The organism is Streptomyces sp. NPDC005266 (assembly GCF_040607655.1).
GTDB lineage: Bacteria > Actinomycetota > Actinomycetes > Streptomycetales > Streptomycetaceae > Streptomyces.
In genome coordinates this window covers 49,198-73,680 of the sequence record NZ_JBEXHC010000022.1, presented here as the reverse complement: position 1 = coordinate 73,680, position 24,483 = coordinate 49,198, and the positions used below count along the sequence as shown (strand labels likewise).

The 24,483-nt window shown below is 72.3% G+C and carries 20 protein-coding genes and 1 tRNA gene; 13 read left to right on the top strand and 8 right to left on the bottom strand.

Annotated features, from left to right (window positions below; all coding sequences use genetic code 11):
* The first annotated feature begins 185 nt into the window (after window positions 1–185).
* Together ABZU99_RS29170 and ABZU99_RS29165 are read left to right on the top strand one after the other, a co-directional pair.
* Entirely contained in the window at window positions 186–1,217 is a 1,032-nt protein-coding gene (locus ABZU99_RS29170; RefSeq protein WP_356048391.1) for an NADP-dependent oxidoreductase, read from the top strand.
* Between the two features lie 493 nt (window positions 1,218–1,710).
* The gene (locus ABZU99_RS29165) at window positions 1,711–3,066 is read left to right on the top strand and encodes a diaminopimelate decarboxylase (RefSeq protein WP_356048356.1); all 1,356 of its coding nucleotides are present in this window, start codon (window positions 1,711–1,713) and stop codon (window positions 3,064–3,066) included.
* 291 nt (window positions 3,067–3,357) lie between these two features.
* Here ABZU99_RS29165 and ABZU99_RS29160 read toward each other — a convergent pair whose 3' ends face one another.
* The 3 genes from ABZU99_RS29160 to ABZU99_RS29150 all read right to left on the bottom strand — a co-directional run bounded on the left by ABZU99_RS29160 (window position 3,358) and on the right by ABZU99_RS29150 (window position 6,595).
* A complete protein-coding gene (locus tag ABZU99_RS29160) occupies window positions 3,358–3,945 on the bottom strand; it encodes a hypothetical protein (RefSeq protein WP_356048354.1) in 588 nt (195 codons plus the stop codon).
* A 137-nt stretch (window positions 3,946–4,082) separates the two neighbouring features.
* Window positions 4,083–4,934 carry a MurR/RpiR family transcriptional regulator gene (locus ABZU99_RS29155; RefSeq protein WP_355950534.1) on the bottom strand — a complete coding sequence of 284 codons (852 nt, stop codon included), beginning with the start codon at window positions 4,932–4,934 and terminating at the stop codon, window positions 4,083–4,085.
* A 143-nt stretch (window positions 4,935–5,077) separates the two neighbouring features.
* Window positions 5,078–6,595 (bottom strand): aromatic amino acid ammonia-lyase, encoded by a 1,518-nt coding sequence (locus ABZU99_RS29150; protein WP_355950444.1) that lies wholly within the window; start codon window positions 6,593–6,595, stop codon window positions 5,078–5,080.
* 161 nt (window positions 6,596–6,756) lie between these two features.
* Between ABZU99_RS29150 and ABZU99_RS29145 the strand changes: the two genes are divergently transcribed.
* From ABZU99_RS29145 to ABZU99_RS29130, 4 genes are read left to right on the top strand one after another with little or no spacing between them, the layout of a single operon-like run.
* The gene (locus ABZU99_RS29145; RefSeq protein ID WP_356048388.1) at window positions 6,757–7,899 is read left to right on the top strand and encodes an ABC transporter ATP-binding protein; all 1,143 of its coding nucleotides are present in this window, start codon (window positions 6,757–6,759) and stop codon (window positions 7,897–7,899) included.
* Entirely contained in the window at window positions 7,896–8,537 is a 642-nt protein-coding gene (locus tag ABZU99_RS29140) for an ABC transporter permease (RefSeq protein WP_355950441.1), read from the top strand. The genes ABZU99_RS29145 and ABZU99_RS29140 overlap by 4 nt, the downstream gene beginning before the upstream one ends.
* Window position 8,538: 1 nt before the next feature.
* Window positions 8,539–9,216 (top strand): ABC transporter permease, encoded by a 678-nt coding sequence (locus ABZU99_RS29135; protein ID WP_356048351.1) that lies wholly within the window; start codon window positions 8,539–8,541, stop codon window positions 9,214–9,216.
* Window positions 9,217–9,231: 15 nt separating this feature from the next.
* Window positions 9,232–10,170: an ABC transporter substrate-binding protein gene (locus ABZU99_RS29130; protein ID WP_355950435.1), complete on the top strand. Its 939-nt coding sequence runs from the start codon at window positions 9,232–9,234 to the stop codon at window positions 10,168–10,170.
* Between the two features lie 44 nt (window positions 10,171–10,214).
* Here ABZU99_RS29130 and ABZU99_RS29125 read toward each other — a convergent pair whose 3' ends face one another.
* Window positions 10,215–11,642 carry an acyl-CoA synthetase gene (locus ABZU99_RS29125; protein WP_356048349.1) on the bottom strand — a complete coding sequence of 476 codons (1,428 nt, stop codon included), beginning with the start codon at window positions 11,640–11,642 and terminating at the stop codon, window positions 10,215–10,217.
* 106 nt (window positions 11,643–11,748) lie between these two features.
* On the opposite strand from ABZU99_RS29125, the gene ABZU99_RS29120 reads away from it, so the two are divergent.
* A complete protein-coding gene (locus ABZU99_RS29120; protein WP_355950429.1) occupies window positions 11,749–12,189 on the top strand; it encodes a hypothetical protein in 441 nt (146 codons plus the stop codon).
* A gap of 345 nt (window positions 12,190–12,534) precedes the next feature.
* On the opposite strand, the gene ABZU99_RS29115 is transcribed toward ABZU99_RS29120, so the two are convergent.
* The gene (locus ABZU99_RS29115; protein WP_356048346.1) at window positions 12,535–13,923 is read right to left on the bottom strand and encodes a cystathionine beta-synthase; all 1,389 of its coding nucleotides are present in this window, start codon (window positions 13,921–13,923) and stop codon (window positions 12,535–12,537) included.
* A 197-nt stretch (window positions 13,924–14,120) separates the two neighbouring features.
* Between ABZU99_RS29115 and ABZU99_RS29110 the strand changes: the two genes are divergently transcribed.
* From ABZU99_RS29110 to ABZU99_RS29100, 3 genes are all read left to right on the top strand, one after another.
* The gene (locus ABZU99_RS29110) at window positions 14,121–15,146 is read left to right on the top strand and encodes an SGNH/GDSL hydrolase family protein (protein ID WP_356048344.1); all 1,026 of its coding nucleotides are present in this window, start codon (window positions 14,121–14,123) and stop codon (window positions 15,144–15,146) included.
* Window positions 15,147–15,791: 645 nt separating this feature from the next.
* Window positions 15,792–17,012, top strand: a complete 1,221-nt coding sequence (locus tag ABZU99_RS29105; protein WP_355950420.1) for an acetyl-CoA C-acetyltransferase — start codon at window positions 15,792–15,794, stop codon at window positions 17,010–17,012.
* A gap of 241 nt (window positions 17,013–17,253) precedes the next feature.
* Window positions 17,254–18,183: a hypothetical protein gene (locus tag ABZU99_RS29100; RefSeq protein ID WP_356048342.1), complete on the top strand. Its 930-nt coding sequence runs from the start codon at window positions 17,254–17,256 to the stop codon at window positions 18,181–18,183.
* Between the two features lie 21 nt (window positions 18,184–18,204).
* Here ABZU99_RS29100 and ABZU99_RS29095 read toward each other — a convergent pair whose 3' ends face one another.
* Window positions 18,205–18,555 (bottom strand): hypothetical protein, encoded by a 351-nt coding sequence (locus ABZU99_RS29095; protein ID WP_355950414.1) that lies wholly within the window; start codon window positions 18,553–18,555, stop codon window positions 18,205–18,207.
* Window positions 18,556–18,678: 123 nt separating this feature from the next.
* Here ABZU99_RS29095 and ABZU99_RS29090 point away from each other — a divergent pair, with 123 nt between their 5' ends.
* Window positions 18,679–18,909 (top strand): DUF4287 domain-containing protein, encoded by a 231-nt coding sequence (locus tag ABZU99_RS29090; RefSeq protein ID WP_355950411.1) that lies wholly within the window; start codon window positions 18,679–18,681, stop codon window positions 18,907–18,909.
* Between the two features lie 158 nt (window positions 18,910–19,067).
* Here ABZU99_RS29090 and ABZU99_RS29085 read toward each other — a convergent pair whose 3' ends face one another.
* Window positions 19,068–19,967, bottom strand: coding sequence for a Bax inhibitor-1/YccA family protein (locus ABZU99_RS29085; RefSeq protein WP_355950408.1), 900 nt, complete (start codon window positions 19,965–19,967; stop codon window positions 19,068–19,070).
* 398 nt (window positions 19,968–20,365) lie between these two features.
* A tRNA-Leu gene (locus tag ABZU99_RS29080) sits at window positions 20,366–20,447 on the bottom strand.
* 403 nt (window positions 20,448–20,850) lie between these two features.
* Here ABZU99_RS29080 and ABZU99_RS29075 point away from each other — a divergent pair.
* Window positions 20,851–21,642 carry an ABC transporter ATP-binding protein gene (locus ABZU99_RS29075; protein WP_356048339.1) on the top strand — a complete coding sequence of 264 codons (792 nt, stop codon included), beginning with the start codon at window positions 20,851–20,853 and terminating at the stop codon, window positions 21,640–21,642.
* A gap of 69 nt (window positions 21,643–21,711) precedes the next feature.
* Window positions 21,712–24,255: an ABC transporter permease gene (locus ABZU99_RS29070; protein ID WP_356048337.1), complete on the top strand. Its 2,544-nt coding sequence runs from the start codon at window positions 21,712–21,714 to the stop codon at window positions 24,253–24,255.
* Window positions 24,256–24,483 lie beyond the last annotated feature (228 nt).

Here is a 24,483-nt window from a genome sequence, read left to right as displayed (position 1 = left end):
CCCTGCCATCGACTGGATTGAGATATTCACATCTTGACGTTCGTGAATATAGCTAGTCAATAGCGCCATGGGACGCATACACCCGGGTGGTTCACCCGCGAGCCGCGCGGAAGCGCGGCTGACACGCGGTCGCAGGACTTAGCGTCCGTGTCCGCGCCCCGACCACCAAGGAGCCGTCCATGTCCATGCCGTCCGCCGCCGGCCCCCTGCCCGCCACCCACCGGGAAGTCCGTCTCGCGGCCCTGCCCAACGGGGCGCTCGCCACCGGCCACTTCGAGGTGGTCAGCGCTCCCATGCCCCGCCCCGGCCCCGGCCAGGTGCTGGTGCGCAACCGGCTGATGAGCGTCGCCGCCGTGATGCGCCCCCTCAACCTCGCCGACCACGACGGCTCCGGCCTTTCGCAGCTGCTGAACCAGGTCGGCGACGTGATGATGGGCCCGGCCATCGGGGAGGTGATCAGCGCGCCGGGGACGAACCTGGCCCCGGGGACCCTCCTCCGCCACTACGCCGGCTGGCGGGAGTACGCGGTCCTCGAGGCCGCCGAGGCGCTGCCGCTCAACACCGCCGTGCTGGCAGACCCCGCCGCGTATCTCTCGCAGGGCTTCCCCGCCTGGCTGGGGGTGGTACGCGGCGCCGAGGTGCGGCCCGGGGACACGGTGTTCGTCACCGGCGCCGCGGGCGGAGTGGGGTCGCTGGCCGGGCAGTTCGCCCGGCTGCACGGCGCCGCACGGGTCATCGGCTCCACCGGCTCCCGGGAAAAGGCCGACCGGCTCATCGACGAGCTGGGCTACGACGCGGTCGTGATCCGCGGCGCGGGGCCGATCGAGGAACAGCTGCGCGCGGCGGCCCCCGACGGCATCGACGCCCTCTTCGACAACGTCGGCGGCGAACAGCTCCAAGCCGCCCTGGCGCTGGCCCGCCAGGGTGCCCGGTTCGCCATCGTCGGCGCACTGGCCGCCCAGATGTCCGACGACGCGATGGCCCAGACCGGCATCAGCACCCTCACCCTCATCCTCCGGGGCATCACCCTGCGCGGCATCACCCTGCTCGAACACCTGGACGCCGTGCCCGAGTACGCGCGCGAGTTCGGCCGTGCCCTGCGCGAGGGCACCATCAGCTATCCATACACCCGGCTGACAGGAATCGACCAAGCGCCGTGCGCACTGGTCGAGTTGGCCGAGGGCCGTCACTTCGGCGCGGTACTGGTGGAGCTCTGAGGGCATCGCGCGGTGGGCTCGCCGCGGCTTGTACGGTCCAGGGCCCCGCCCCGGAGGCCCCGGCCTCGCACCCCGCACCCCGCACCCGCACCCGCACCCGCACCCGGCAACGTCCTCCCGCACACCCGCACCCGCACCCCGCACCCGCACCCGCACCCGGCACCCCGCACCCCGCACCCCGCACCCCGCACCCGGCAACGTCCTCCCACGCACAGGCACCCACACCCACACCCACACCCGGCAACGTGCACCCACACCCGCACCCACACCCACACCCGCACCCACACCCACACCCACACCCGGCAACGTCCTCCGGCGCACCCACACCCGCACCCGCACTGGTCTCCCACCCACCCGGCAACGTCCTCCCCCGCACGCACACCCGGCAACGTCCTCCCGCGCATCCGCACCCCGCACCCCGCAACGTCCCCCCGCGCACCCGCACCCACACCCGCACTGGTCTCCCACCACCCCAGAATGGTTGGCTGACGGCATGACTTCGACACCGGTTGCGGCGGCCGTCCGGCGTGAGTGGGCCGTGCGGGCCGCCGTGGAGCAGGGGCTGCTCGGCCATGATCAGCCCGTCGTCGGGCTGCTGGACGTGGCCGGAATCCGCGCCGCCGCGGCCGAGCTGCGGGCGGCCTTCGACGAGGTCGTCGCGCCCGGCACCCCCGTTCTGCACGCCTTCGCGGTCAAAGCTTCCGCGCTCGTCCCCGTCCTCCGGCTGCTGGCCGACGAGGGGCTGGGCTGCGAGGTGGCCAGCCCCGGTGAGCTGGCGCTGGCCCGCGCGGCCGGGGTGGCGCCCGATCGGATCGTCCTGGACTCCCCCGCGAAGACCACCGCCGAACTGCGCGAGGCCCTGGACCTGCGGATCGCCGTCAACGCCGACAACCCGCAGGAGCTGGACCGCCTCGGTGCACTCCTCGAGGCGCGGACAGACCCGCCCGGACCGCTGGGGCTGCGGGTCAATCCGCAGGTGGGCGGGGGCAGCATCGGGATGCTCAGCACGGCCACCGCGACGTCCAAGTTCGGCGTCGCGCTCCAGGACGAGGGGGCGCGCGAATGGGTCGTACGCGCCTTCGCCGCGCGGCCGTGGCTGACCCGGCTGCATGCGCACGTCGGCTCCCAGGGCTGTCCGCTGGAGCTGATGGCGGCGGGCGTACGGGCGACGTACGAGCTGGCCGAGGAGATCAACGAGACGGTCGGACGGCAGCAGATCGAGACGCTCGACATCGGCGGCGGGCTGCCGGTGAACTTCGGCTCCGACGAGGTCACGCCGACCTACCGGGCGTACGCGCGGTTGCTCCGTGCCACCGTGCCCGGGCTCTTCGACGGCCGGTACGGGCTGGTCACCGAGTTCGGGCGGTCCTTGCTCGCCAAGGCGGGCCTCGTCCTGGCCCGGGTGGAATACGCCAAGTCGGCGGGCGGCCGTCCCATCGCCGTCACCCACGCGGGCGCCCACGTCGCCACCCGTACGGTCTTCGCGCCCGAGTCCTGGCCGCTGAGGGTCGAGACCTACGACCCCGAGGGCCGTCCCAAGGCGGCGGGAACGGACGGGCCGGTCGCCCAGGACATCGCCGGGCCGTGCTGCTTCGCAGGCGACCTGGTGGCGCGGAACCGGCCGCTGCCGGCCCTGGCCGCGGGGGATCTGGTCGGCCTGCTGGACACGGGGGCGTACTACTTCTCCAACCACTTCGCGTACAACAGCCTGCCGCGGCCGGGGGTGTACGGCTTCACGACCGCCGGGGAGGGCGAGGTGCGGTTCGCGACGGTGCGGGAGCCGCAGACGGTGGAGGAGATCGTGACGGAGAGCGGGGCCGCGCACGCGACGGGGCTCACCGGGCTGTAGCCGCCCGTCCCGTCCAGCGGCCCGCCCCGGCGGCGAGGACGCACCGACGGGCATTCGGGGGCCCAGGTGCGCACGCCGATCGCCCTGCCGCGCGACGACCCACACCGGCCCTCGGCCCAGCCGCGGAGGGGGACCGGCCGGGCCCCGCGCCGGGGCTTGAGCCCTGCCAAGGGCTCAGCTCCGCAAGAAGCCAACCCGGTCGGCGCACCCGGAGGCAGCCCCCGTCGGGCGCAGGGGCCGGCCCCGGCCCGGGGGTCGGGGCCGCCGGCCCCGGCCCGGGGGCCCGGATCCTCAGGGCGCGGCGACCGGGACCGCGCGCCCGCGCCTCGCGCCGCCCGGCCCCGCGTCACCGGCCACGATCCCCGTCGTCTGGTAGGCGCGCACCGCCTTGCCCGCGGGCCGGCCGCCCGCCACCCACTGGGTGCGTACCCACAGCAGCACCTCGTTCGCGCGCTCCCAGCGGCCCAGCCACAGCGCCTTGGCCCACAGCCCGGCGCCGGCCCCCGCCATGGCCGTCCCGGCCGCCGCCGGGACGGCGAAGGACGAGGCCACCGCGGCGACGAAGGCCACCAGGAGCCACCAGCGCAAGCCGCGCCGGCGGTTCCGCAGGGTCACGGCACGGTCCTGGAGGAAGACCGCCTTGCCCGCGCGGGAGGCCTCACGCGCGAGCTCCAGATACCGCTTGCGGCGCACCGCGAAGACCGCGACCGCCGTGATCAGGAGGAGCGCCGCCCCGGCCAGTAGGCCGATCCGCCGCCCCGTCAGACCCGGCACCAGCGCTCCGACACCGGCGGCGAGCACACCCAGCCACCACAGCCATCCCGCGGGCGCCCGCACGATCACCGCTACCCGTGCCAGCGCATACGCCCCGCGCCCCACACCGACCTCCTCGTCCCGGCGGAACCGAACCGGACTGAGCTCAACTGAACCGAACCCCCACACACTTACCGCCGTTCGGCGGGGGACTCCAGAGAGCACGCCTGAGAATTCGGTGAGACCCGCAGGGCCGGGCCCGCTCACTCCACGAAGAGCCCCCGCGCGGCGGCGTTGGCGTCGAACTCCTCCAACCGCGCCTGTGCGTCCGGCAGCGCGTCGCACATGGCTTCCAGCAACACCCGCCCGAGCAGCATCGGCGCGCAGGCCGTGTCGAAGGCGAGTGCCGTGCCGACCGCCGCGGGCAGCAGCAGATCGCTGTGGTGGGCGACCGGGGCGAAGGCGCTGTCGGCGACGGTCACGACGGTCAGGCCCGCCTGCCGGGCGTACTCCAGGCCCTGGACGACCTCTCGCGGATGGCGGGGGAGCGCGAAGCACAGCAGGGCGGTGGCGCCCGCGCGCTTCGCCGCGTCGATGCGGTCGGCGAGCATGGTGCCGCCCTCGTCGAGCAGCCGGACGTCCGGATGGACCTTGCGCGCGAAGTAGGCGAAGCCACCCGCCTGCGCGGATGCGGCGCGCAGGCCGAGGACCGCCAGCGGGCGGGACGCGGCGAGCAGCCGGCCGGCGCGTACGACGGGGGTGGGGTCGGCGAGCAGGGAGGCGAGGTGGCGCAGGTTGTCGATCTCGGCCTGCACCGCCTGCTGGTACTCGTTGACCGAGCCCTCGCCCGCCCCCCGCTCGGCGGGGGCGACCTCGCGCAGATGCTTGCGCAGAGCGGGGTAGCCGTCGAAGCCGAGGGCGACCGCGAAGCGGGTCACGGACGGCTGGCTGACGCCCGCGAGTTCGGCCAGTTCCACGCTGGACAGGAAGGGCGCGTCCGCCGCCCGCCGCACCATGCAGTGCGCGATCCGCCGCTGGGTGGGGGTGAGCCGGTGGCCCTCGAAGAGCGCCTGCAGCCGCGCGGCGGTGGAGGCGGTGGAGGCGGCCGGGGCCATCGAGGCAGTGGAGGAGGTGGTCGAGGCGGCCGAGCCCTGTGAGACGGCCGAAGCGCCGGGTACGGCGGCCCCGCCCCCCGGCGCCGCGACCGCGCCAGGCACCCCGTTGTCCGTACTCATCCCGTCCTCCTGACCCTTGTCGCTCATGACTCCGCCAGCCGGTCGAGCAGGCCCGCGGCCACCGCCACATCCTCCGTCAACGGCCGGTCCTCCATGCGCGGATCGAGCACTTCCGACGCGAGGGCGAAGGCGGCGCCCACCGGTAGCGCCGGGTCCGGTTCCAGCCCGCGCTGGCGCAGGGCCCGTACGGCGGCGACGAGTTCACAGCCCAGCACCTGCCGGTAGTGGTCGGCGACCCGGAGCGTCTGCCGGGCGCCGAGCGAGGCGAAGCTGGCCTGTTCCTCGACGCCGCGCGAGAGGACGGCGTGGCCGAGGGAGGCGGGGTGGGAGACCGCCCGCATCTCGCCGAGGGCCGCCCCGGCGGCGTACTCCAGGATCATCACGCCGGAGCTGGCGGGCGCGGCGTCGCCGAGGAAGGGGCGCAGCCGGGTGAAGTCGGGCTCGCTGAGCGCGGAGAGCCGGGCGGTGGAGAGCCGGGCGGTCTGCAGGGCGGCGAGCCGGAAGTGGTCGAGGGCGAGGGCGGTGTGTGCGGCGTAGAAGTTGCCGTGGTGGTAGGCGGCCTCGTCGGCGGCGCTGATCAGCGGGTTCTCGGCGGCCGCGTTGAGTTCGACGGTCAGCACCCGCTCCAGCGCGTCGGCGGCGTCCAGCGCCGGGCCGTGGATCTGTGGCAGACAGCGGAAGCCGTACGGGTCCTGTATGCGGCCGAGCGGAGGGGTGGGCCGGGCGGGCGCGCCGAGCAGGGTGCGCATCCGGGCGGCGGCGTGGATGGAGCCGGGGTGGGGGCGGGCGAGCTGTACGGGTTCGGCGTACGCCTCGTACGAGCCGCCGACCGCGGTCAGCGAGAGCGCGGCGACGACGAGCGAGGCGGACAGCAGCCGCCGCAGTTCGGCGAGGGCGAGCGCGGACTGGCCGAGGGTGAGGGCGTTGCTGCTGATGAGCGCGAGGGCGTCGTTGCTGTCGAGGGCGATGGGGTCGGGGGCGCGTCCGCCGGGGGCGACGTCGGTGAGGTCCCAGGGGTGTTCGCCGACGAGCGCGAGCCCGGTCTGGGCGAGCGCGGCGAGGTCGCCGGTGCCGACCGCGCCGTATTCGTTGACGACCGGGTGGGCGCCGCTGTCGAGCGCCTCGACCAGGCTGGTGACGACGGCGGGGCGCAGCCCGGCGCCGCCCGCGAGCAGCTGGTTGGCGCGGACGGCCATCATGGCGCGCACCTCACGGCCGGGCAGGGCGGCGCCGATCGCGCCGGCGTGGCTGCGCAGCAGCCGCAGCCCGTGGTCGGCGTCGGGACCGACGTCCTCGGTGCGGTTGGCTCCGACGCCGGTGCTGCGGCCGTAGACCCGTCCGGTGGCGGCGAGCCGGTCCGCGGTCTTCCAGGCACGCTCGGTGAGGGCGAGCGCCGCGGGATCGGGTGCGGTGGGCCTGCGCGTAAGGTCGGCGAGGCGCACGACCTCGGCCACGCGCAGGCTCCGGCCGTCCAGCGTGATCCGCGTTGTGGCGTCCGCGTTGTCAGCCGCCGCCGTCGAATCCACGATGTGAGACAACATCCAGGGCAACCCCTCTCGAACACACCCTTTTCGGGCAGCCGCCATGCCTTCCGTCCCATATTGCGAGCAGAAGTAACCGGTGATTAACGCAGAACTATTGACTTCTATTCACTCGACTATGACTGTGCATGACTATATGCAGGCAGGGCAAGGGGAAGCGGATGATCGGCTTCAAGCGCGTCAGCAAGCACTATCCGAACGGCACCACCGCCGTAAACGATCTCAATCTCGAGCTCCCGGAAGGGGGCATAACCGTACTTGTCGGCTCGTCGGGCTGCGGCAAGACCACCACCCTCCGGATGGTCAACCGCATGGTCGAGCCCAGCAGTGGCACGGTCAGCGTCGGCGGGCGTGACGTCCTCAAAGCGGACGCCGCCGAGCTGCGGCGCGGCATCGGCTATGTGATCCAGCAGGCCGGGCTCTTCCCGCACCGCACGATCATCGACAACATCGCGACCGTCCCGCTGCTGCTGGGCTGGGGCCGCCGCAAGGCGCGGGCGCGCGCCGCCGAGCTGCTGGAGCTGGTCGGGCTGCCCGCCGACTCCGGCAAGCGCTACCCGCACCAGCTCTCGGGCGGTCAGCAGCAGCGCGTCGGAGTCGCCCGCGCGCTGGCCGCCGATCCGCCGGTGCTGCTGATGGACGAGCCGTTCGGCGCCGTCGACCCGGTCGTCCGCCAGCAGCTCCAGAACGAGCTGCTGCGGCTGCAGAGCGAGCTGCGCAAGACGGTCGTCTTCGTCACCCATGACATCGACGAGGCGGTACGGCTCGGCGACCGCATCGCCGTCTTCCGCACCGGCGGCCACCTGGTCCAGTGCGCCCCGCCCGCCGAGCTGCTGGCCAGTCCGGCCGATGACTTCGTCGCGGGCTTCCTCGGCGCCGAGCGCGGGCTGAAGCTGCTGTCACTGTCCACGCTCGCGGACGTGCCGCAGGAGCCCGCCCCGGTCGGCGACGCGGCGGCCGGCCGCTGGCGGCTGGTCACCTCCGGGCGCGGCGAGCCGGTGGGCTGGCGCGACGGCGAGGGTCCGGACGGGGACGACGCCCCGCTGCTGCCGGTGCGCCCGCTGCGGGACGGCGACTCGCTGCTGACCGCCCTCGACGAGTCGCTCGCCTCCCCCGCCGGCCTGGTCGCCCGCGTGGACGCCGACGGCGTGCTCACCGGGGTGACCGGCCGCGAGCGGATCCATGAGCACGCGGGGCGCCGCCATGCGGAGGCGGGCCGCGCGGCCGCCGCCGTCGTCACCAAGGACGCGCCCGTCGCCGCCCTCAAGGACACCGGGGACGCCGACGCGAGCGTGACCGCATGACCATCGACTGGGGCTGGTTCCCCGAGCATCGCGACGATCTCACCACGCTCACGCTCGACCATCTCTCCACCGCCGTCCCGGCCGTCCTCTTCGGCCTGCTGATAGCCGTGCCGCTCGCCGTCGTCGCGCACCGCGTGCGGCGGCTGCGCGGACTCCTCCTCGGCATCTCGAACGTCCTGTTCACCATCCCCTCCATCGCGATCTTCGTGCTGTTGCTGCCGGTCACCGGCCTCACCCGCACCACCGCGATCACCGGACTCACCGTCTACACGCTGGTCGTGCTGCTCCGGAACACCGTCGAGGGCCTGGACAGCGTCCCCGCCAAGGCCCGCGAGGCGTCCACGGCGATGGGCGCCCGTCCGCTGCGGACCCTGCTCACCGTCGAGCTGCCGCTCGCCTTCCCAGTGATCATGGCGGGCGTACGGGTGGCCACGGTGATGGCGATCTCACTGGTCAGCGTCGCCAGCTACATCGGGTACGGCGGCCTCGGCCAGCTGTTCACCGACGGCTTCCAGCGCAACTACCCCACCCCCGTGGTCGCCGGAGTCGCCCTGTCCCTGCTGCTCGCGCTGGTCGCGGACGCCGTGCTGGTCGCCGTCCAGTGGCTGTGCACCCCGTGGCTGAGGAGGCGTGCCTGACATGATCGAACTGCTGAAGAACCTCGGCCGCTGGCTGACCAGCGGCGCCCAGTGGTCCGGTCCCGAGGGCATCGCCACCCGCCTGCTGGAGCACCTCCAGTACTCCCTGTTGGCCACCCTGGTCGCCGCCCTCATCGCCCTCCCCGTCGGGCTGTTGATCGGCCACACCGGGCGCGGCGCGTTCCTCGCCATCAACCTCTCCGGCTTCGGGCGCGCGCTGCCCACCGTCGGCCTGGTCACCCTCGTCTTCCTGGCCAGCGGGCTGAGCATGTGGCCGGTCTACATCTCGCTGGTCGCCCTCGCGATCCCGGTGATCGTCACCAACGCGTACGCGGGCATGGCGGCCGTCGACCCGGAGGTCAGGGACGCGGCACGCGGCCAGGGCATGCGCTGGTACCAGGTGCTGTTCCAGGTCGAGCTGCCGCTCGCGCTGCCCCTGATCATGACCGGGCTGCGGCTGGCCACCGTCCAGGTCGTGGCCACCGCCACCATCGCCGCGTACGTCAGCTTCGGCGGGCTCGGCCGCTACGTCTTCGACGGGCTCGCCCAGCGCGATCTGGTGCAGGTACTGGGCGGAGCGGTGCTCGTCGCCGTCCTGGCCATCGCCCTGGACCTGGCGCTGGCCGGAGTGCAACGCCTGCTGTTCCGCAACCGCCCCCCGCGCGCCCACGCCCACTGAACGAGGAGAAGACCCTTGAACCGCAGGAAACTGCTCGGCGGCCTGCTCGCCGGCGCCTCCGTGCCCGCGCTCGCCGCCTGCAGCGGCGGCATCACCTCGCTCAAGGGCGACGCCGCGGGCAGCGGCTCGGGCGGCGGCAGCAGCGCGGGCGGCCTGGTCATCGGCACGGCCAACTTCACCGAGAACCAGCTCCTCGGCTATCTCTACGCCGAGGCGCTGAACGCCGCGGGCGTCAAGACGAGCGTCCGGCCGAACCTCGGCTCGCGCGAGATCGTCATCCCCGCCCTGCGGCAGGGCGACATCGATCTCCTCCCCGAGTACCAGGGCAATCTGCTCCTCCACTTCGACGAGAAGGCCAAGCAGACCCAGGCGGGCGACCTCCAGAACGCCCTCACCGTCGCCCTCCCGAACGGTCTCGAAGCCCTTCCGTACGCCGCCGCCGAGGACAAGGACGTCTTCTGCGTCACCGGCGAGGCCGCCGACAAGCACGGCCTGCGCACCCTCGCCGATCTGAAGAAGCTGGACGGCAAGCTGGTCTTCGGCGGTCCCGCGGAGGACAAGAAGCGGGTCGTCGGACTGGTCGGGCTCGCGTCCGTCTACGGCGTCACCTTCAAGGAGTTCAAGGCCCTCGACGCCTCCGGCCCCCTGGTGAAGGGCGCGCTGAAGAAGGGCGACGTCGATGTCGCCAACCTCTTCAGCACCGACCCCGACATCGAGTCCAACGGCTGGGTGATCCTCACCGACCCCAAGGCGCTGATCCCCGCCCAGCACATCGTCCCCGTCATCCGCGGCGCCAAGGCGGACGCCACGGTCCGCAAGGCGCTGGCCCGCCTGGGCGGCGCGCTCACCACCCATGAGCTGGCCAAGCTCAACAAGCTGGTCAGCGTGGACAAGAAGGACCCGGACGACGTCGCCGCCCAGTGGTCCAAGGACCACGGCATCGCCAAGAAGTAGACGGTCAGCCGGTCAGGCCGTCAGGCCGTCAAGCCGTCAGGCCCTCAAGCCGGGGGCAGAAGCTTCTTCTGGGGCTTGCCCATGGCGTTGCGGGGCAGGGCGTCCAGGAAGCGGACCTTACGGGGGCGCTTGTGGACGGAGAGCCGCGCGGCGACGAAGTCGATCAGCTCCTGTTCGCCGATGCCGTCGGCGACGACGTAGGCGACGATCTGCTGGCCGAGGTCGTCGTGCGGGGCGCCGATGACGGCGGCCTCCTGGACGGCGGGGTGGTCCAGGAGGGCGTTCTCCACCTCGCCGGCCCCGATGCGGTAGCCACCGGACTTGATCATGTCGATGGAGGCGCGGCCGACGATCCGGTGGAAGCCGTCCGGCTCGATGGCGGCGATATCGCCCGTACGGAACCAGCCGTCCTCGGTGTAGGAGCCGGCGGTGGCTTCGGGCCGGCCCAGGTAGCCGTCGAAGAGGGTGGGGCCGGTGAGCTGGAGCTCGCCGATCTCGGCGCCCTCCTCGGCGGCGATACGGGTGCGGATACCGGCCACCGGTCGGCCGACGGAGCCGGGGCGGCGCTCCCCGTCCGCGCGGGTGGAGACGGTAATGAGGGTTTCGGTCATGCCGTAGCGCTCGACGGGGCGCCGGCCGGTGAGCCGTTCCAGATCGCGGAAGACCGGGGCGGGAAGCGGGGCGCTGCCGGAGACCAGGAGACGCGCGCCGGACAGCGCGCGGGCGGCGTCCGGGTCCCGGACGACGCGATTCCAGACGGTCGGCACCCCGAAGTAGAGGCTGCCACCGGCCGCCGCGTACGCCGCCGGGGTCGGCTTGCCGGTGTGCACCAGACGGCTGCCCACCCGCAGCGCCCCCAGCACGCCGAGTACCAGACCGTGCACATGGAACAGCGGCAGGCCATGCACAAGCGTGTCGTCCGCCGTCCAGGCCCATGCCTCGGCGAGCGCGTCCAGATCGGCCGCGACCGCCCGGCGCGAGATCAGCGCGCCCTTGGGGGCGCCGGTGGTGCCCGAGGTGTAGAGGATGAAGGCGGCCGACTCCGGATCCGGCTCCGGCTTCGACCACGCCGCCCGCTCGGCCAGGTCCACCCGTACCGTCTCGACCGGCGCCTCGCCCGCCTCGGCCGCCTCGCCCGCCTCGGCCGCCACGGCGGCCTCCCCGGCGGCCTCCCCGGCCAGAAGCAGCGCCGCGCCCGAGTCCCGCAGTATGTGATCCCGCTCCGCGGGCCCGGAGTCCGGCGGCACGGGCACCACCGGCACCCCCGCGAGCAACGCGCCGACCACGGCCACCACCGTCTCCGGCGTCGCGGACGCCCGCACCGCGACGACCGGCGCACCCGCGATACGAGCGGCGACCGCACCCGCGGCGCCGAGCAGCTCCTCGCGCGAGAGGGAACGGCCGCCGACGGTCAGCGCGTCGGCACGGTCACCGCCCGGCGCGGCGAGGGACGTCAGGAGGGGTGCGGTCACGGAACTGGCTCCTTCCACGGAGGGCCGGGGGTACCTGCGGCCCCCTCTTCCATTCGGGGGCCAGCCCTACCGACAAAGCGTCCCCGCGACCGTACCGTCATAAAGCATGGATGCCCGTGACCCCGATCTGAAAAAGGAACTCGACGCGACCCTGCAGATCCGCAAGGAGCTGGGCGCGGAATACGAGTCGGAGCTGGTCGACTCCTTCATGGCGAAGGTCGAACAGCGGTTCAACGATACGGCCGACCGGCAGGTGCGGCGGCAACTGGCCGAACAGCAGATGGCGGCGGCACGCGGCACCCGCCCGTACGCGACCGGAGCACAGCCGGGAGAGGCCCATGGCCTCGGCGTCGGCGAGCGGTTCGCCTTCGTCGGGGTCTCCCTGGTCCTGGCGGTGCCGCTGTCGGCGATCGGCGTCGTCAACGCGGGTCTGACCGGGCTGCTGATCACCTGGGCGGGGATCTTCGGGGTCAACGCGGTGCACGCGTCGGGCGGCTTCTCGTGGCTGCGGCGGGGCCGCAGGTCCGGCGAGAAGTGGGAGGACTGAGGGCGGCACGGAGGCGACCGAGCCCTGAAAGGAGGCGAACCGAGCCCTGAAAGGGGTGGGGAGCGCGGGGACCACCGCACCCCGGTGAAAACCACCGAGGGCGGGACGACGGCGGTCCCCGCGTGGGACGCGGCGCCGGGTCGGGCCGGGCCTTCGCGTCCGGGCGACCATGGAGGTCCGGGAGCCGCTCCGGAGGTCCTGTCGCCGCAGGTGGGTGTCGGTGCCGTCCTTCCGACACCCACTAATCTGCCCGAGCTGTGTTAACCCTGTGCTGCGAGCGCGTGACACGTACGTACCACTTGTCCGAAACCCGAGCGGGCGCCGTTCATGGGCCGGTCGGCTCCGTTACTTGGTGGTGCCGCGGGCCAGGTAGGCGAGCAGGTCCTGACGGCTCACCACACCGGTCGGCTTGCCGTCGACCAGCACGATCGCCGCGTCGGCCGTGCCCAGCACCGCCATGAGGTCCTCGACCGGTTCGCCGGAGCCGACGTGCGGCAGCGGCGCGCTCATGTGCTTCTCCAGCGGGTCGGTCAGCTGGGCGCGCCGGGCGAACAGGGCGTCCAGCAGTTCGCGTTCCACCACGGAGCCGATGACCTCGGCGGCCATCACATCGGGGTGTCCGGCACCCGGCTTGACGATCGGCATCTGCGAGACGCCGTACTCCCGGAGCACCTCGATGGCCTGGCCGACGGTCTCGTCCGGGTGCATATGGACGAGCGAGGGCAGCCCGCCCTCCTTGCCCTGGAGCACGTCGCCGACGCGCACCGCGGAGCCGTCCTCCTCGAGGAAGCCGTAGTCCGCCATCCACTCGTCGTTGAAGATCTTGGAGAGGTAGCCGCGGCCGCTGTCGGGCAGCAGCACGACGACCACGTCATCCGGGCCGAGGTCCTTCGCGACGCGCAGCGCGCCGACGACCGCCATGCCGCAGGAGCCGCCGACGAGCAGCCCCTCCTCCTTGGCCAGCCGCCGGGTCATCTGGAAGGCGTCCTTGTCGGAGACGGCGACGATCTCGTCCGCGACCTTCGGGTCATAGGCGGTGGGCCAGAAGTCCTCGCCGACGCCCTCGATGAGGTACGGGCGGCCGGAGCCGCCGGAGTAGACGGAGCCCTCCGGGTCGGCGCCGATCACCTTGACCCGGCCGTCGCTCACATCCTTCAGGTAGCGGCCGGTGCCGCTGATCGTGCCGCCGGTGCCGACGCCCGCCACGAAGTGGGTGATCCTGCCCCGGGTCTGCTCCCACAGCTCGGGGCCGGTGGTCTCGTAGTGGGAGCGCGGGTTGTTGGGGTTGCTGTACTGGTCGGGCTTCCAGGCGCCCGGCGTCTCGCGCACGAGGCGGTCCGAGACGTTGTAGTACGAGTCGGGGTGGCCGGGGTCGACCGCGGTCGGGCAGACCACGACCTCGGCGCCGTAGGCCCGCAGCACGTTGATCTTGTCGGTGGACACCTTGTCCGGGCAGACGAAGATGCACTTGTAGCCCTTGCGCTGGGCGACCATCGCAAGGCCGACGCCCGTGTTGCCGGAGGTCGGCTCGACGATCGTGCCGCCGGGCCGGAGCTCGCCGGATGCCTCGGCCGCCTCGATCATCCGTACCGCGATCCGGTCCTTCACCGAACCGCCTGGGTTGAAGTATTCGACCTTGGCCAGGACGGTCGCCCGGATGCCCTCGGTCACGGTGTTGAGCTTCACCAGCGGGGTGTTGCCGACCAGCTCAATCATCGATTCGTAGTACTGCACGCCAGCTCCTGGTCCGGTTCCGCGGGATCTCCGCGTCGGGGCGCCGCCGTGACGGGCCCGTGCTGTCAGCTTATTGCGCGCCGGAGCCGTCCGACCGGCGCGTTGGGAGGAACGCTGCACCGGGCAACAACTTGGTGACAAGGCGTACAAAGAAGCAATGAGGCGCATGCGCGTGCGGACGGAGGTGGGCTGGTCCCATGTCGATGTCGAGGGCGAGAGTTGCGCGGCGAATCGCGGCCGCGGCGGCGTACGGGGGCGGCGGGATCGGACTGCTGGGCGGGGTCGCCGCCGTACTGGTGCTCACCGAGGTCTCACTCGCGAAGCGGGTCGTCGGCGGTTCCGAGACGGCCCCGCCGCGCGCGGACGGGCGATACGGCTTCGCCTTCGCCCGCAGGACCGGCCAGCCACCACTGCGGCTGGCCTTTCTCGGCGACTCCACGGCCGCCGGGCAGGGGGTCCACCGCCCTAGTCAGACGCCCGGCGCGCTGCTCGCCTCCGGGCTGGCGGCGGTGGCGGAGCGCCCGGTCGACCTGCGGAACGTGGCCCTGCCGGGGGCCCAGTCCAGCGATCTGGAGCGCCAGGTCACGCTGGTGCTGGAGGATCCCGTGACGCGGCCCGACGTCTGCGTCATCATGATCGGCGCCAATGACGTCACCGGCCGGATGCCGCCCGCCAAGTCCGTGCGGCTGCTGTCGGACGCGGTGCGGAGGCTGCGCGAGAGCGGCTGCGAGGTGGTGGTGGGCACCTGCCCTGATCTGGGCACGATCGAGCCCGTCTACCAGCCTCTGCGCTGGATCGCCCGCCGCCTCAGCCGTCAGCTCGCGGCGGCGCAGACCATCGGGGTGGTCGAGCAGGGCGGGCGTACGGTCTCGCTGGGCGATCTGCTGGGCCCCGAGTTCGCGGCGAACCCGCGCGAGCTGTTCGGCCCGGACAACTACCACCCGTCGGCGGAGGGGTACGCCACGGCCGCGATGGCCGTGCTGCCCACCCTGTGCGACTCGCTGGGCCTGTGGCCGGAGGAGGCGCCGGAGACGCGCGACGAGGGCATCCTGCCGGTGGCCACGGCGGCGGCCGAGGCGGCGGCCGAGGGCGGCTCCGAGGTCACAGCGGCCCGCGGCCCCTGGGCCCGCCTGCTGCGCCGCCCCCGCCTCGCCGAGGAGGCCCGCGGGGTCCTCACCCCGGACCCCGCAGCCCCGGCCTGCCCCCCGGGCTCCGGCCGCTGACGCCACCGGCCACCGGGCCCGGCGCCGCCCGCCGGACCCAACCCCCGACCGCCCCAACGCGAGGCCGACCGCCGGGGCCGGGGGGCCGACCGCCGGGGCCGGGAGCCGACCGCCGGGGCCGGGAGCCGGGCGGCGGTCGGGGCACAGCGGAACGCCGAGGGCCCCCGCGTCCGGCTGCCGGTCGAGCCGACCCCCGAGGACCGGCATCGGTCGGCGGGCGCGGCAGCCGACCGCCCCCAGCGTGGGGCCGACCGCCGAGGGCCCGGCCTCGGCCGTGGGGGAGAGCCGAACGCCGAGGGCAGAGGTTCGGCCGCCGAGGGGCCCCGCCTCGGCCGTCGGGACCGCGGCGCCGAGCCCGGCGCCGGCCGCCGACGCGGGGCTCAGGCCGCCCCCAGGGCCGAGCGCGGCGCCGGGAACGGCACCCGGCCACCCGGTGCACAGGCCGGCCGCCGGGGGCCGGGCGACGGGCGCGCAAGACCGCCGCCCGGACCGGCCGGGGGCGGCCGGGCTCGGCTTGCTCAGACCGCCTGAGCGTACGCTTGGAAAAAAGAGTCCCGCGTCACAGCCCGCGCCTCGTGACCCCCCGCGGTACGTGCGGGTAACTTCCCTCGAGTCGAGCCATATCTTCCGCCCCTTGGAGCCGTGATGCCCGAAGCCGTGATCGTCTCTGCCGCCCGTTCACCCATCGGCCGAGCCTTCAAGGGGTCGCTCAAGGATCTGCGTCCGGACGACCTGACCGCCGAGATCATCCAGGCCGCGCTCGCCAAGGTTCCCGAGCTGGACCCGCGCGAGATCGACGACCTGATGCTCGGCTGCGGTGCGCCGGGCGGTGAGCAGGGGCACAACCTGGGCCGGATCGTGGCCGTGCAGATGGGGATGGACCACCTGCCGGGCTGCACGATCACCCGCTACTGCTCCTCCTCCCTCCAGACCTCGCGGATGGCGCTGCACGCCATCAAGGCGGGCGAGGGCGACGTCTTCATCTCAGCGGGTGTCGAGATGGTCTCCCGCTCGGTGAAGGGCACCTCGGACGGTCTGCCGGACACCCACAACCCGCTCTTCGCGGACGCCGAGACCCGTACGGCCGAGTGCGCAGCGCAGGAGGGCACCGACTGGCACGACCCGCGCGAGGACGGCCTGCTGCCGGACGTGTACATCGCGATGGGCCAGACGGCCGAGAACCTCGCCCGGCTCAAGGGGATCACCCGCGAGGAGATGGACGAGTTCGGCGTGCGGTCGCAGAACCTGGCCGAGCAGGCCATCGAGAAGGGCTTCTGGGAGCGCGAGATCACCCCGGTGACGACGCCCGACGGCACGGTCGTCTCGAAGGACGACGGCCCGCGCGCGGGCACCACGCTGGAGGCGGTACGCGGCCTGAAGCCGGTCTTCCGCCCCGACGGTCTGGTCACCGCGGGCAACTGCTGTCCGCTCAACGACGGCGCCGCCGCGCTGGTGATCATGTCGGACACCAAGGCGCGTGAGCTGGGCATCACCCCGCTGGCACGGATCGTGTCGACCGGCGTCTCCGGCCTCTCCCCCGAGATCATGGGGTACGGACCGGTCGAGGCGTCCAAGCAGGCGCTGGCCCGCGCCGGGCTGACGATCGACGACATCGACCTGGTCGAGATCAACGAGGCGTTCGCCGCGCAGGTGATTCCGTCCTACCGGGATCTGGGCATCGACCTGGACCGTCTCAATGTCAACGGCGGCGCGATCGCCGTGGGCCACCCCTTCGGCATGACGGGCGCCCGGATCACCGGCACGCTGATCAACTCGCTCCAGTTCCACGACAAGCAGTTCGGCCTGGAGACGATGTGCGTGGGCGGCGGCCAGGGCATGGCCATGGTGATCGAGCGGCTGAGCTGAGCGTGCGGCGGGCCGCGCCGTCCCGCCGCACGGGTCGGGCATGAGTTGTGACCGAATCTCCCCCAGGATGTGACAAACGTCCTGGGGGATGCTCATCCCCCCAGCTCAGCAGCGGTGCCCCACCCCCTTCCCGTCCTTGCCGCCCGCCCGATTAGCGATGATTTGCACTGACGCCGGGAGGCGGCACGCGTCAAGCTGAGGTAGGAATTCGGGGGATCCAAAGCAATCGGGAGTTAAGTCAGTGAGCCCCATGAACCTTGCCGTCCTCCTGGCCGCGGCCATCGCCACGGCCGTGGGGGCCGCCGCCCTGCACGCCACACGCGGGGTGCGCCGGCAGATCGGCGAGCTGCGCGCCGAGCTCGCGGCCACGGTCGCCGCCGTGGGCGATCCGGCGGGCCGGGGCGGCCAGGAGGGCACCGTGACGGTGCCCTCGGCCCGTGCGACCCCCGCCGCCGAGATACGCGCTGCCGTCGCCGACGCGCTCGCCGAGGAGCGGGAGCGCGAGCTGGCCGAGGCGCGGGCGTTCTGGGCCGCACAGGAGGCCAGGGAATCGGCCGGCTCGGCCGATGCGCATTCACTGCTGGGCGGGTCGGCCGGGTGCGGCGAGGACGCCCCCCACGACGCGCAGCTCTTCGTGCCCCGCCAGGCCGATCTGGCCGGGCTCGAACCGCTGCTCGGCCTGGACGCGCTGGGCCCCGAGACCCTTGACTGCGCCGGGGAGCGGGAGCCCGAGGCGGAGATGGAGCTGGAGCTGACCGCGGAGCTGGGCGCCGAGGCGGAGCCGGAGGCCGAGCCCCTGGAGTCGGCCGAGCTCGCGGCGGCACGCCGGCGCCATCCCTCCCATCCGGACTTCACGCCGTCGTCCCCCGTCGCCGACCACGACCGGACCGTGACCCGGCTCACCGAACTGGCCGACGCCCGTACGCCGCTGGCCGATGTGCGCCCCGGCCCGCTCGGCACTCTCGATGTGTATGTCTTCACCGACGGCACCACGATCTGCATGACGCCGGGCCACCGCGAGACGGCGGAGCGGCTCGGGAACGCGGTGCGCGAGGGCACCGCCCCGGTGCTGCTCGGCGGCTCGGGCGTCTCCGGTGCGTACGCGCTCACGTTCGGCTGCGGGGACGAGAAGGTCTACGTCCTCGCCGACCGCCTCATCGCCTCGCTGTAACCGGCGCGGGCGAACCACTGGTCAGACCCCGCAACGCGCCGCCGCCTCCTCGACGAGGGCCACCGCCGCGGCGAGCTCCCCCGCGGCACGCCCGCTCCCGCCGTCCCCGGTGCCGCCCGGCGCACGCACCAGCGCGTGCGCCAAGTCATGGCCCGCCACCGCGACCTGGTCGGCGACCACGAACAGGCCGGCGTCCGGGACGGTCAGCGGCGCGGCTCCCGGGTCCTCCAGACGCTGGGCGCGCAGCGACAATTCCCTTGCCAACGCGAGTCCTTCGGCCGCCGCGCCCGCGCGCAGCCTGGACTGGGGCAAGGCGCGCAGCCGGTCGGCGAGCCGGTCGACGGCGGTGAGCAAAAAGGTCACATCATCCACGCTCCGAGCGTATGCGCCACCGAGGGACTGTTGCCAACAGCCGAACACTCAGGCACGGTGAGCTGAAGGACCCCACCCGGGCCGCGCAGCCCGGGCCCGGCACGGACGCATCCGGAGGCGCCGATGTCCCAAGTCTTCTCCGACGAGACTCACCGGAACCTACTCTCCCGCATTCCCCAATGCACCGGCCGCGAAGTCGCGGACTGGCTGCGCACGGTGGACGAAGGCCCCGCTCTCTTCCGCTTCGAGGAGAAGGTCAGCTGGCTGCGCGGCGAGCATCAGCTCGCCTATGGCCACGCCAAAGCGATCATCCATGAACACGACTTGAGGCGAGCGGCACGCAAATTGCTGTAGCCGCTGCCGGGAGGCAGCGTGTCTGACAGACGGACCGAACGGGGCGGGTCATCCCGAATAATGGCGAAGGGCCCGCGGAGGCGATCGCCTCCGCGGGCCCTTGTGCTGTGGGGTGTGCTGTCGGGCGCCTTACGGCCCTGACGCCGGTCCCTGAAGGGCTAGTCCCTGAAGATGGAGATCAGCCGGAGCAGCTCCAGGTAGATCCACACCAGCGAGAGCGTCAGACCGAAGGCGGCCAGCCACGACTCCTCGCGCGGAGCGCCGTACCGGACGCCGTCCTCGACCTGCTTGAAGTCCATCGCCAGGAACGCCGCGCCGAGCACGACGCCGACAATGCCGAAGACGATGCCGAGGCCACCGCTGCGGAAGCCGAGGCCGTCACCGCCGCCGAAGGCGGCGAACAGCAGGTTGACCGTCATCAGCAACAGGAAGCCGATCGCGGCGGCGAGCACAAAGCGCTGGAATCGCGCGTTCACCCGGATGAGCCGGGTCTTGTACGCGGCGAGCACACCGACGAAGACGGCCATCGTGCCGAGGACCGCCTGCATCGGGATGCCGGACCAGCGCTCGTTGTACACCTGGCTGATGACGCCGAGGAAGAGCCCCTCGAAGAGGGCGTAGCTCATGATCAGCGCCGGCGAGGCCGTGCGCTTGAACGACTGGACGAGACCGAGCACCATCGCCACGAGCGCGGCGCCGAAGCCCACGCCCACGGGAAGCTGCGCGATCCAGGCGACGGCGGCGGCGACGACGACCGTGCCGAGGGTCATACCGGTGCGCATGACGACGTCGTCCATCGTCATCCGGTTGGCTTGCAGCGGGCCCGCCGGCGGCGCGCCGTACATTTGCTGCAGCTGCTCGGGCGTCAGGCTCTGCTGGTCACCGGCTGCGTAGGGATTCGTCGTCGGCGCCTGCGCCTGCGCGTACGGGTTACCACCGGCGTAGGGGTTGCCCTGACCTGCGGCGGGGCTCCCGGCCTGCGGCGCCGCGCCGAAGCCGGCGTAGCCGCCGGCGCGGCTGAATCCCCGTCGCGAGAAGACCGGGTTGCTGCTCCTCATCTCACTCCTCCATGGCCGCCCTGCGCGACCTTGACTCAAGAGTAATGGGTAAGCAAAGAAAGCACCCTAGTGCCCAAGGAGGATCTTTTCACGCATACAGAGGCCGCGCGAGACCCGCCCGGACCCCGCCCACGGCACCGTGGGCGACGAGATCGGCACATTGAGTGCTCCCAGGGACCCATGTCCTCCCTGTGCCCACCCCGGACGGACGTACGCCTAAAGACCGTTGTTCCGGAGCGTCGGTCCGGCGCGGCCCCCGTCTGACGCACGACCAGCCCGACTGCTCGGTACGTCATTCAACGAAAAAAGGCGCCGCGTGTTCCCACGGTGTTCAAGCCGTGAGAACATAGCGGCGCGTCCCCGCCATTTGCGCTGGTCAACGCGGCACTGTGACGAGGTGCCCGGAACCGGACTTGAACCGGTACGCCCGCGAGGGCAGCGAGGTTTAAGCTCGCCGTGTCTGCATTCCACCATCCGGGCAGGGGCTCTCCTGGGCCGCACGGAGCGCATACGACCCTCTTCCCCTTGAAGAGAGCAGCACGAGCCTATCCGGGGACATGCCCCCGCACAGCGAATCCGCGGACCGATGTTGTCTTATTTTATTGGCAACTGAGGGTCCATCAGCATCGGTGCGGGGGCTCGTGGATGCCGTCGGGCGACCGGACCTGCCCATATGTCCAGAACCGTGCGTAACAGGGGATTGACGCAATCTCGACGCCCCCGTCCGGGGGCCCTCTCCTACCCAAGGAGGACTCCGGCCCGCTCGCCTACGACCCGAGTCGAGGGCAGAACGGGAGCACGGGCTGATCCCGCCCCTCCGGGCACAAGGAAGCATGGAATGACGTCGCACCAGTCCCGCAGAGCACGACAGGAGTCCTCCACCGTGACGACCGTTTCTTCCGGCTCTTCCGGCGTTGAATCCGCCACCCGCTCGACCGTGGCGGCCGCCCGGGCCACGGACCTCTCGAAGGTCTACGGCCAGGGCGAGACCCAGGTGATCGCCCTGGACCAAGTCTCCGTCGAGTTCCGGCAGGCCGAGTTCACCGCGATCATGGGCCCCTCCGGCTCCGGCAAGTCGACGCTGATGCACTGCATGGCGGGGCTCGACTCGGTGTCGCAGGGCTCGGCCCGGATCGGCGACGTCGAACTGACCTCGCTCAAGGACAAGAAGCTCACCCAGCTGCGCCGCGACAAGATCGGATTCATCTTCCAGGCGTTCAACCTGCTGCCGACGCTCAACGCGCTGGAGAACATCACGCTCCCGATGGACATCGCGGGCCGCAAGGCCGACAAGGCGTGGCTGGACCAGGTGGTGGACACCGTCGGGCTGTCCGGGCGGCTCAAGCACCGTCCCAACCAGCTCTCCGGCGGTCAGCAGCAGCGCGTCGCCGTGGCCCGCGCGCTGGCGGGCAAACCCGAGATCATCTTCGCGGACGAGCCGACCGGAAACCTCGACTCCCGCTCCGGCGCCGAGGTCCTCGGCTTCCTCCGCAACTCGGTGCGCGAGCTGGGCCAGACGGTCGTCATGGTGACCCACGACCCGGTCGCCGCGTCCTACGCCGACCGGGTGATCTACCTGGCCGACGGCAAGATCGTCGACGAACTGCTCGACCCCAGCGCCGAGGCGGTCCTGGACCGCATGAAGCGTTTCGACGCCAAGGGCCGCACGAGCTGATCCGGGGCGCGCGCCCGTCCCCGTACGCCGCCCGGCATCCGCATCTCCCATCCCAGGACTGACACCCCCATGCTCCGTACCGCCCTGCGCAATGTGCTCGCGCACAAGGCCCGGCTGCTGATGACCACGCTCGCCGTTCTGCTCGGCGTGGCGTTCGTCTCCGGCACCCTGGTCTTCACCGACACCATCTCCGCCGCCTACCAGAAGAGTTCGGAGAAGGGCTTCTCCGGCGTCGACGTCGCCATCACCCCGCACAAGTCCGACGACAGCGGCGGCAACCCCGGTGCCGCGCCCCGGCTCGGCCGGCAGGTGCTCGACCGGGCGGCCAAGGTGCCCGGCGCCGCCTCGGCGACCGGTGTCGTGCGCGGCTTCACCGCGCTGTCCAAGAAGAACGGCGACCAGCTCGGCAGCGGCTTCTCCAACCTGGGCGGCAACTACTACCCGGGCGCCGACGGCAAGGACCCCCGCTATGTGATCACCGACGGCCGGGCACCCAAGGCCGAGGGCGAGATCGCGCTTGACGCCAAGTCGGCCCAGCGCGGCCACTACAAGGCCGGCGACACCATCCGGGTGTCGGTGGACGGCCCGGTGCGCACCGAGAAGATCGTCGCCATCTTCACCACCGACGACGGCAATGTGGCGGCGGGCGGCAGCCTCGCCCTCTTCGACAACGCCACCGCGCAGCGGCTGTTCGCCAAGCCCGGCCAGTTCGACGAGATCGACGTGAAGGCCGCCGCGGGCACCTCGCAGACCGCGCTGAAGTCCGCGATCGACAAGGTCCTCCCCAAGGAGGCCGAGGCCCAGACCGGTCAGAAGCTCGCCGACGACCAGGCCGAGCAGATCAAACAGTCCATGAGCGGGATGCAGACCGGCATGCTGGTCTTCGCCGGTATCGCTCTGTTCGTCGGCATCTTCATCATCGCCAACACCTTCACCATGCTCGTCGCCCAGCGCACCCGTGAGCTCGCCCTGATGCGCGCGGTCGGCGCGTCCCGCCGCCAGGTGACCCGCTCGGTGCTGATCGAGGCCGTTGTCGTCGGCGCCGTCGCGGCCGTCACGGGCTTCGCCGCCGGTATCGGCATCGGCGCCGGGCTGCGCTCGCTGCTCAGCTCCACCGGGGCGCTCATCCCGGACGGCCCGCTGATCATCGAGCCGACCACCGTGGCGGTCTCCCTGGTCGTCGGCATCGTGGTGACGGTGCTCGCCGCCTGGCTGCCCGGCCGCCGCGCCGCCAAGATCCCCCCGGTCGCCGCGATGAACAGCGTGCACGCCCCGCCGACCACCCGCGGTCTGGTCGTCCGGAACTCGATCGGCGCGGTCCTGGCCGCGGCCGGTACCGCCCTGGTGCTGTACGGCGCGGGCCAGGGCAGCGACGGCAAGGGCCCGATGGGCCTGGGCGCGGCCGTGCTGGTGGTCGGCGTGTTCGTCCTGACCCCGCTGCTGTCCCGGCCGCTGATCGCGGCCGCCGGACCGGTGCTGCGGGTGTTCGGGATGCCCGGCAAGCTCGCACGGCAGAACGCGGTGCGCAATCCGCGCCGTACCGCCGCCACCGCCTCCGCGCTGATGGTCGGCCTCACCCTGATCACCGGCATGACCGTGATCGCGGGCAGCGTCCAGAAGGGCATCAGCAAGATGGCCTCGGACGGGCTGAAGTCCGACTACGTCGTCAGCATGGGCGGCTTCGAGGGCCAGCGCCCGCTCTCGCCGAGCGTGGAGAAGACCCTGAGCAAGCGGTCCGATGTCACCGCGATCAGCCCGCTGCGCAACTCCGCCTCCCGGGTCGACGGGGACATCGAGTACCTGACGGGCGTCAACGGCGAGTCCATCGGCGACCTGGTGAGCGTGGACTTCACCCAGGGGTCCTTCGCGGGGCTCGGCGGCGACAAGGCGGTCGTCGACGACAAGACCGCCGAGGACCACGGCTGGAAGACCGGCTCCACCATCCCGGTGACGTACGAGGACGGCCGCAGCGGCCAGCTGACCGTCCAGGGCGTGTACGAGGGCAACGAGATGATCCGCGGGATCATGCTCGACAACGCCACGCTCACCCCCCACATGTCCACCGTCACCGACTTCCAGGTGATGCTGAAGACCAAGGGCGGGGCCACCGACGCCACGAAGGACGAGCTCAAGAAGGCGCTCGGGAACAACCCGGCGATCCAGGTGCAGAACAAGAAGGACATCTCCGACGGCATCGCCAAGTTCTTCACCCTGATGCTGAACATGCTCTACGGCCTGCTGGCCATGGCCGTGATCGTCGCGGTGCTGGGCGTCATCAACACCCTGGCGATGTCGGTGTTCGAGCGGTCCCAGGAGATCGGGATGTTGCGGGCGATCGGCCTCGACCGACGCGGCATCAAGCGGATGGTGCGGCTGGAGTCGCTCGTCATCTCGCTCTTCGGCGGGGTGCTCGGCCTCGGTCTCGGCGTCTTCTTCGGCTGGGCGGCCGGTGAGCTGATCGCCACCGGGCTGCCGACGTACGAGCTGGTGCTGCCGTGGGGCCGGATGGGCCTGTTCCTGGCGCTGGCCGCCTTCGTGGGCGTGCTGGCGGCGCTGTGGCCGGCCCGGCGGGCGGCCAAGCTGAACATGCTGGCGGCCATCAAGGCCGAGTAGCGCGGACGGCTTTCCCGCGGCGGGACGTCCCCGCCCCGCCCCGGTGCGGGGCGGGCGGGGACGTCCCTTTGGGTCCCTTTGGGTCCCGTTGGGTCTCGTTGCGAACCCGTTGCGAACCCGTTGGATCCCCTCGCGAACCCGTTGGATCCCCTCGCGAACCCGTTGGATCCCCTCGCGAACCCGTTGGATCCCCTCGCGAACCCGTTGGATCCCCTCGCGAACCCGTTG

What these genes read in the sequence shown, in the direction of transcription:
- ABZU99_RS29170 (WP_356048391.1), top strand. Translation starts at nt 186, where the DNA reads ATGCCGTCCGCCGCCGGCCCCCTGCCCGCCACCCACCGGGAAGTCCGT.
- ABZU99_RS29165 (WP_356048356.1), top strand. Translation starts at nt 1,711, where the DNA reads ATGACTTCGACACCGGTTGCGGCGGCCGTCCGGCGTGAGTGGGCCGTG.
- ABZU99_RS29155 (WP_355950534.1), bottom strand. Translation starts at nt 4,934, where the DNA reads ATGGCCCCGGCCGCCTCCACCGCCTCCACCGCCGCGCGGCTGCAGGCG.
- ABZU99_RS29150 (WP_355950444.1), bottom strand. Translation starts at nt 6,595, where the DNA reads ATGTTGTCTCACATCGTGGATTCGACGGCGGCGGCTGACAACGCGGAC.
- ABZU99_RS29145 (WP_356048388.1), top strand. Translation starts at nt 6,757, where the DNA reads ATGATCGGCTTCAAGCGCGTCAGCAAGCACTATCCGAACGGCACCACC.
- ABZU99_RS29140 (WP_355950441.1), top strand. Translation starts at nt 7,896, where the DNA reads ATGACCATCGACTGGGGCTGGTTCCCCGAGCATCGCGACGATCTCACC.
- ABZU99_RS29135 (WP_356048351.1), top strand. Translation starts at nt 8,539, where the DNA reads ATGATCGAACTGCTGAAGAACCTCGGCCGCTGGCTGACCAGCGGCGCC.
- ABZU99_RS29120 (WP_355950429.1), top strand. Translation starts at nt 11,749, where the DNA reads ATGGATGCCCGTGACCCCGATCTGAAAAAGGAACTCGACGCGACCCTG.
- ABZU99_RS29110 (WP_356048344.1), top strand. Translation starts at nt 14,121, where the DNA reads ATGTCGATGTCGAGGGCGAGAGTTGCGCGGCGAATCGCGGCCGCGGCG.
- ABZU99_RS29105 (WP_355950420.1), top strand. Translation starts at nt 15,792, where the DNA reads ATGCCCGAAGCCGTGATCGTCTCTGCCGCCCGTTCACCCATCGGCCGA.
- ABZU99_RS29090 (WP_355950411.1), top strand. Translation starts at nt 18,679, where the DNA reads ATGTCCCAAGTCTTCTCCGACGAGACTCACCGGAACCTACTCTCCCGC.
- ABZU99_RS29085 (WP_355950408.1), bottom strand. Translation starts at nt 19,967, where the DNA reads ATGAGGAGCAGCAACCCGGTCTTCTCGCGACGGGGATTCAGCCGCGCC.
- ABZU99_RS29070 (WP_356048337.1), top strand. Translation starts at nt 21,712, where the DNA reads ATGCTCCGTACCGCCCTGCGCAATGTGCTCGCGCACAAGGCCCGGCTG.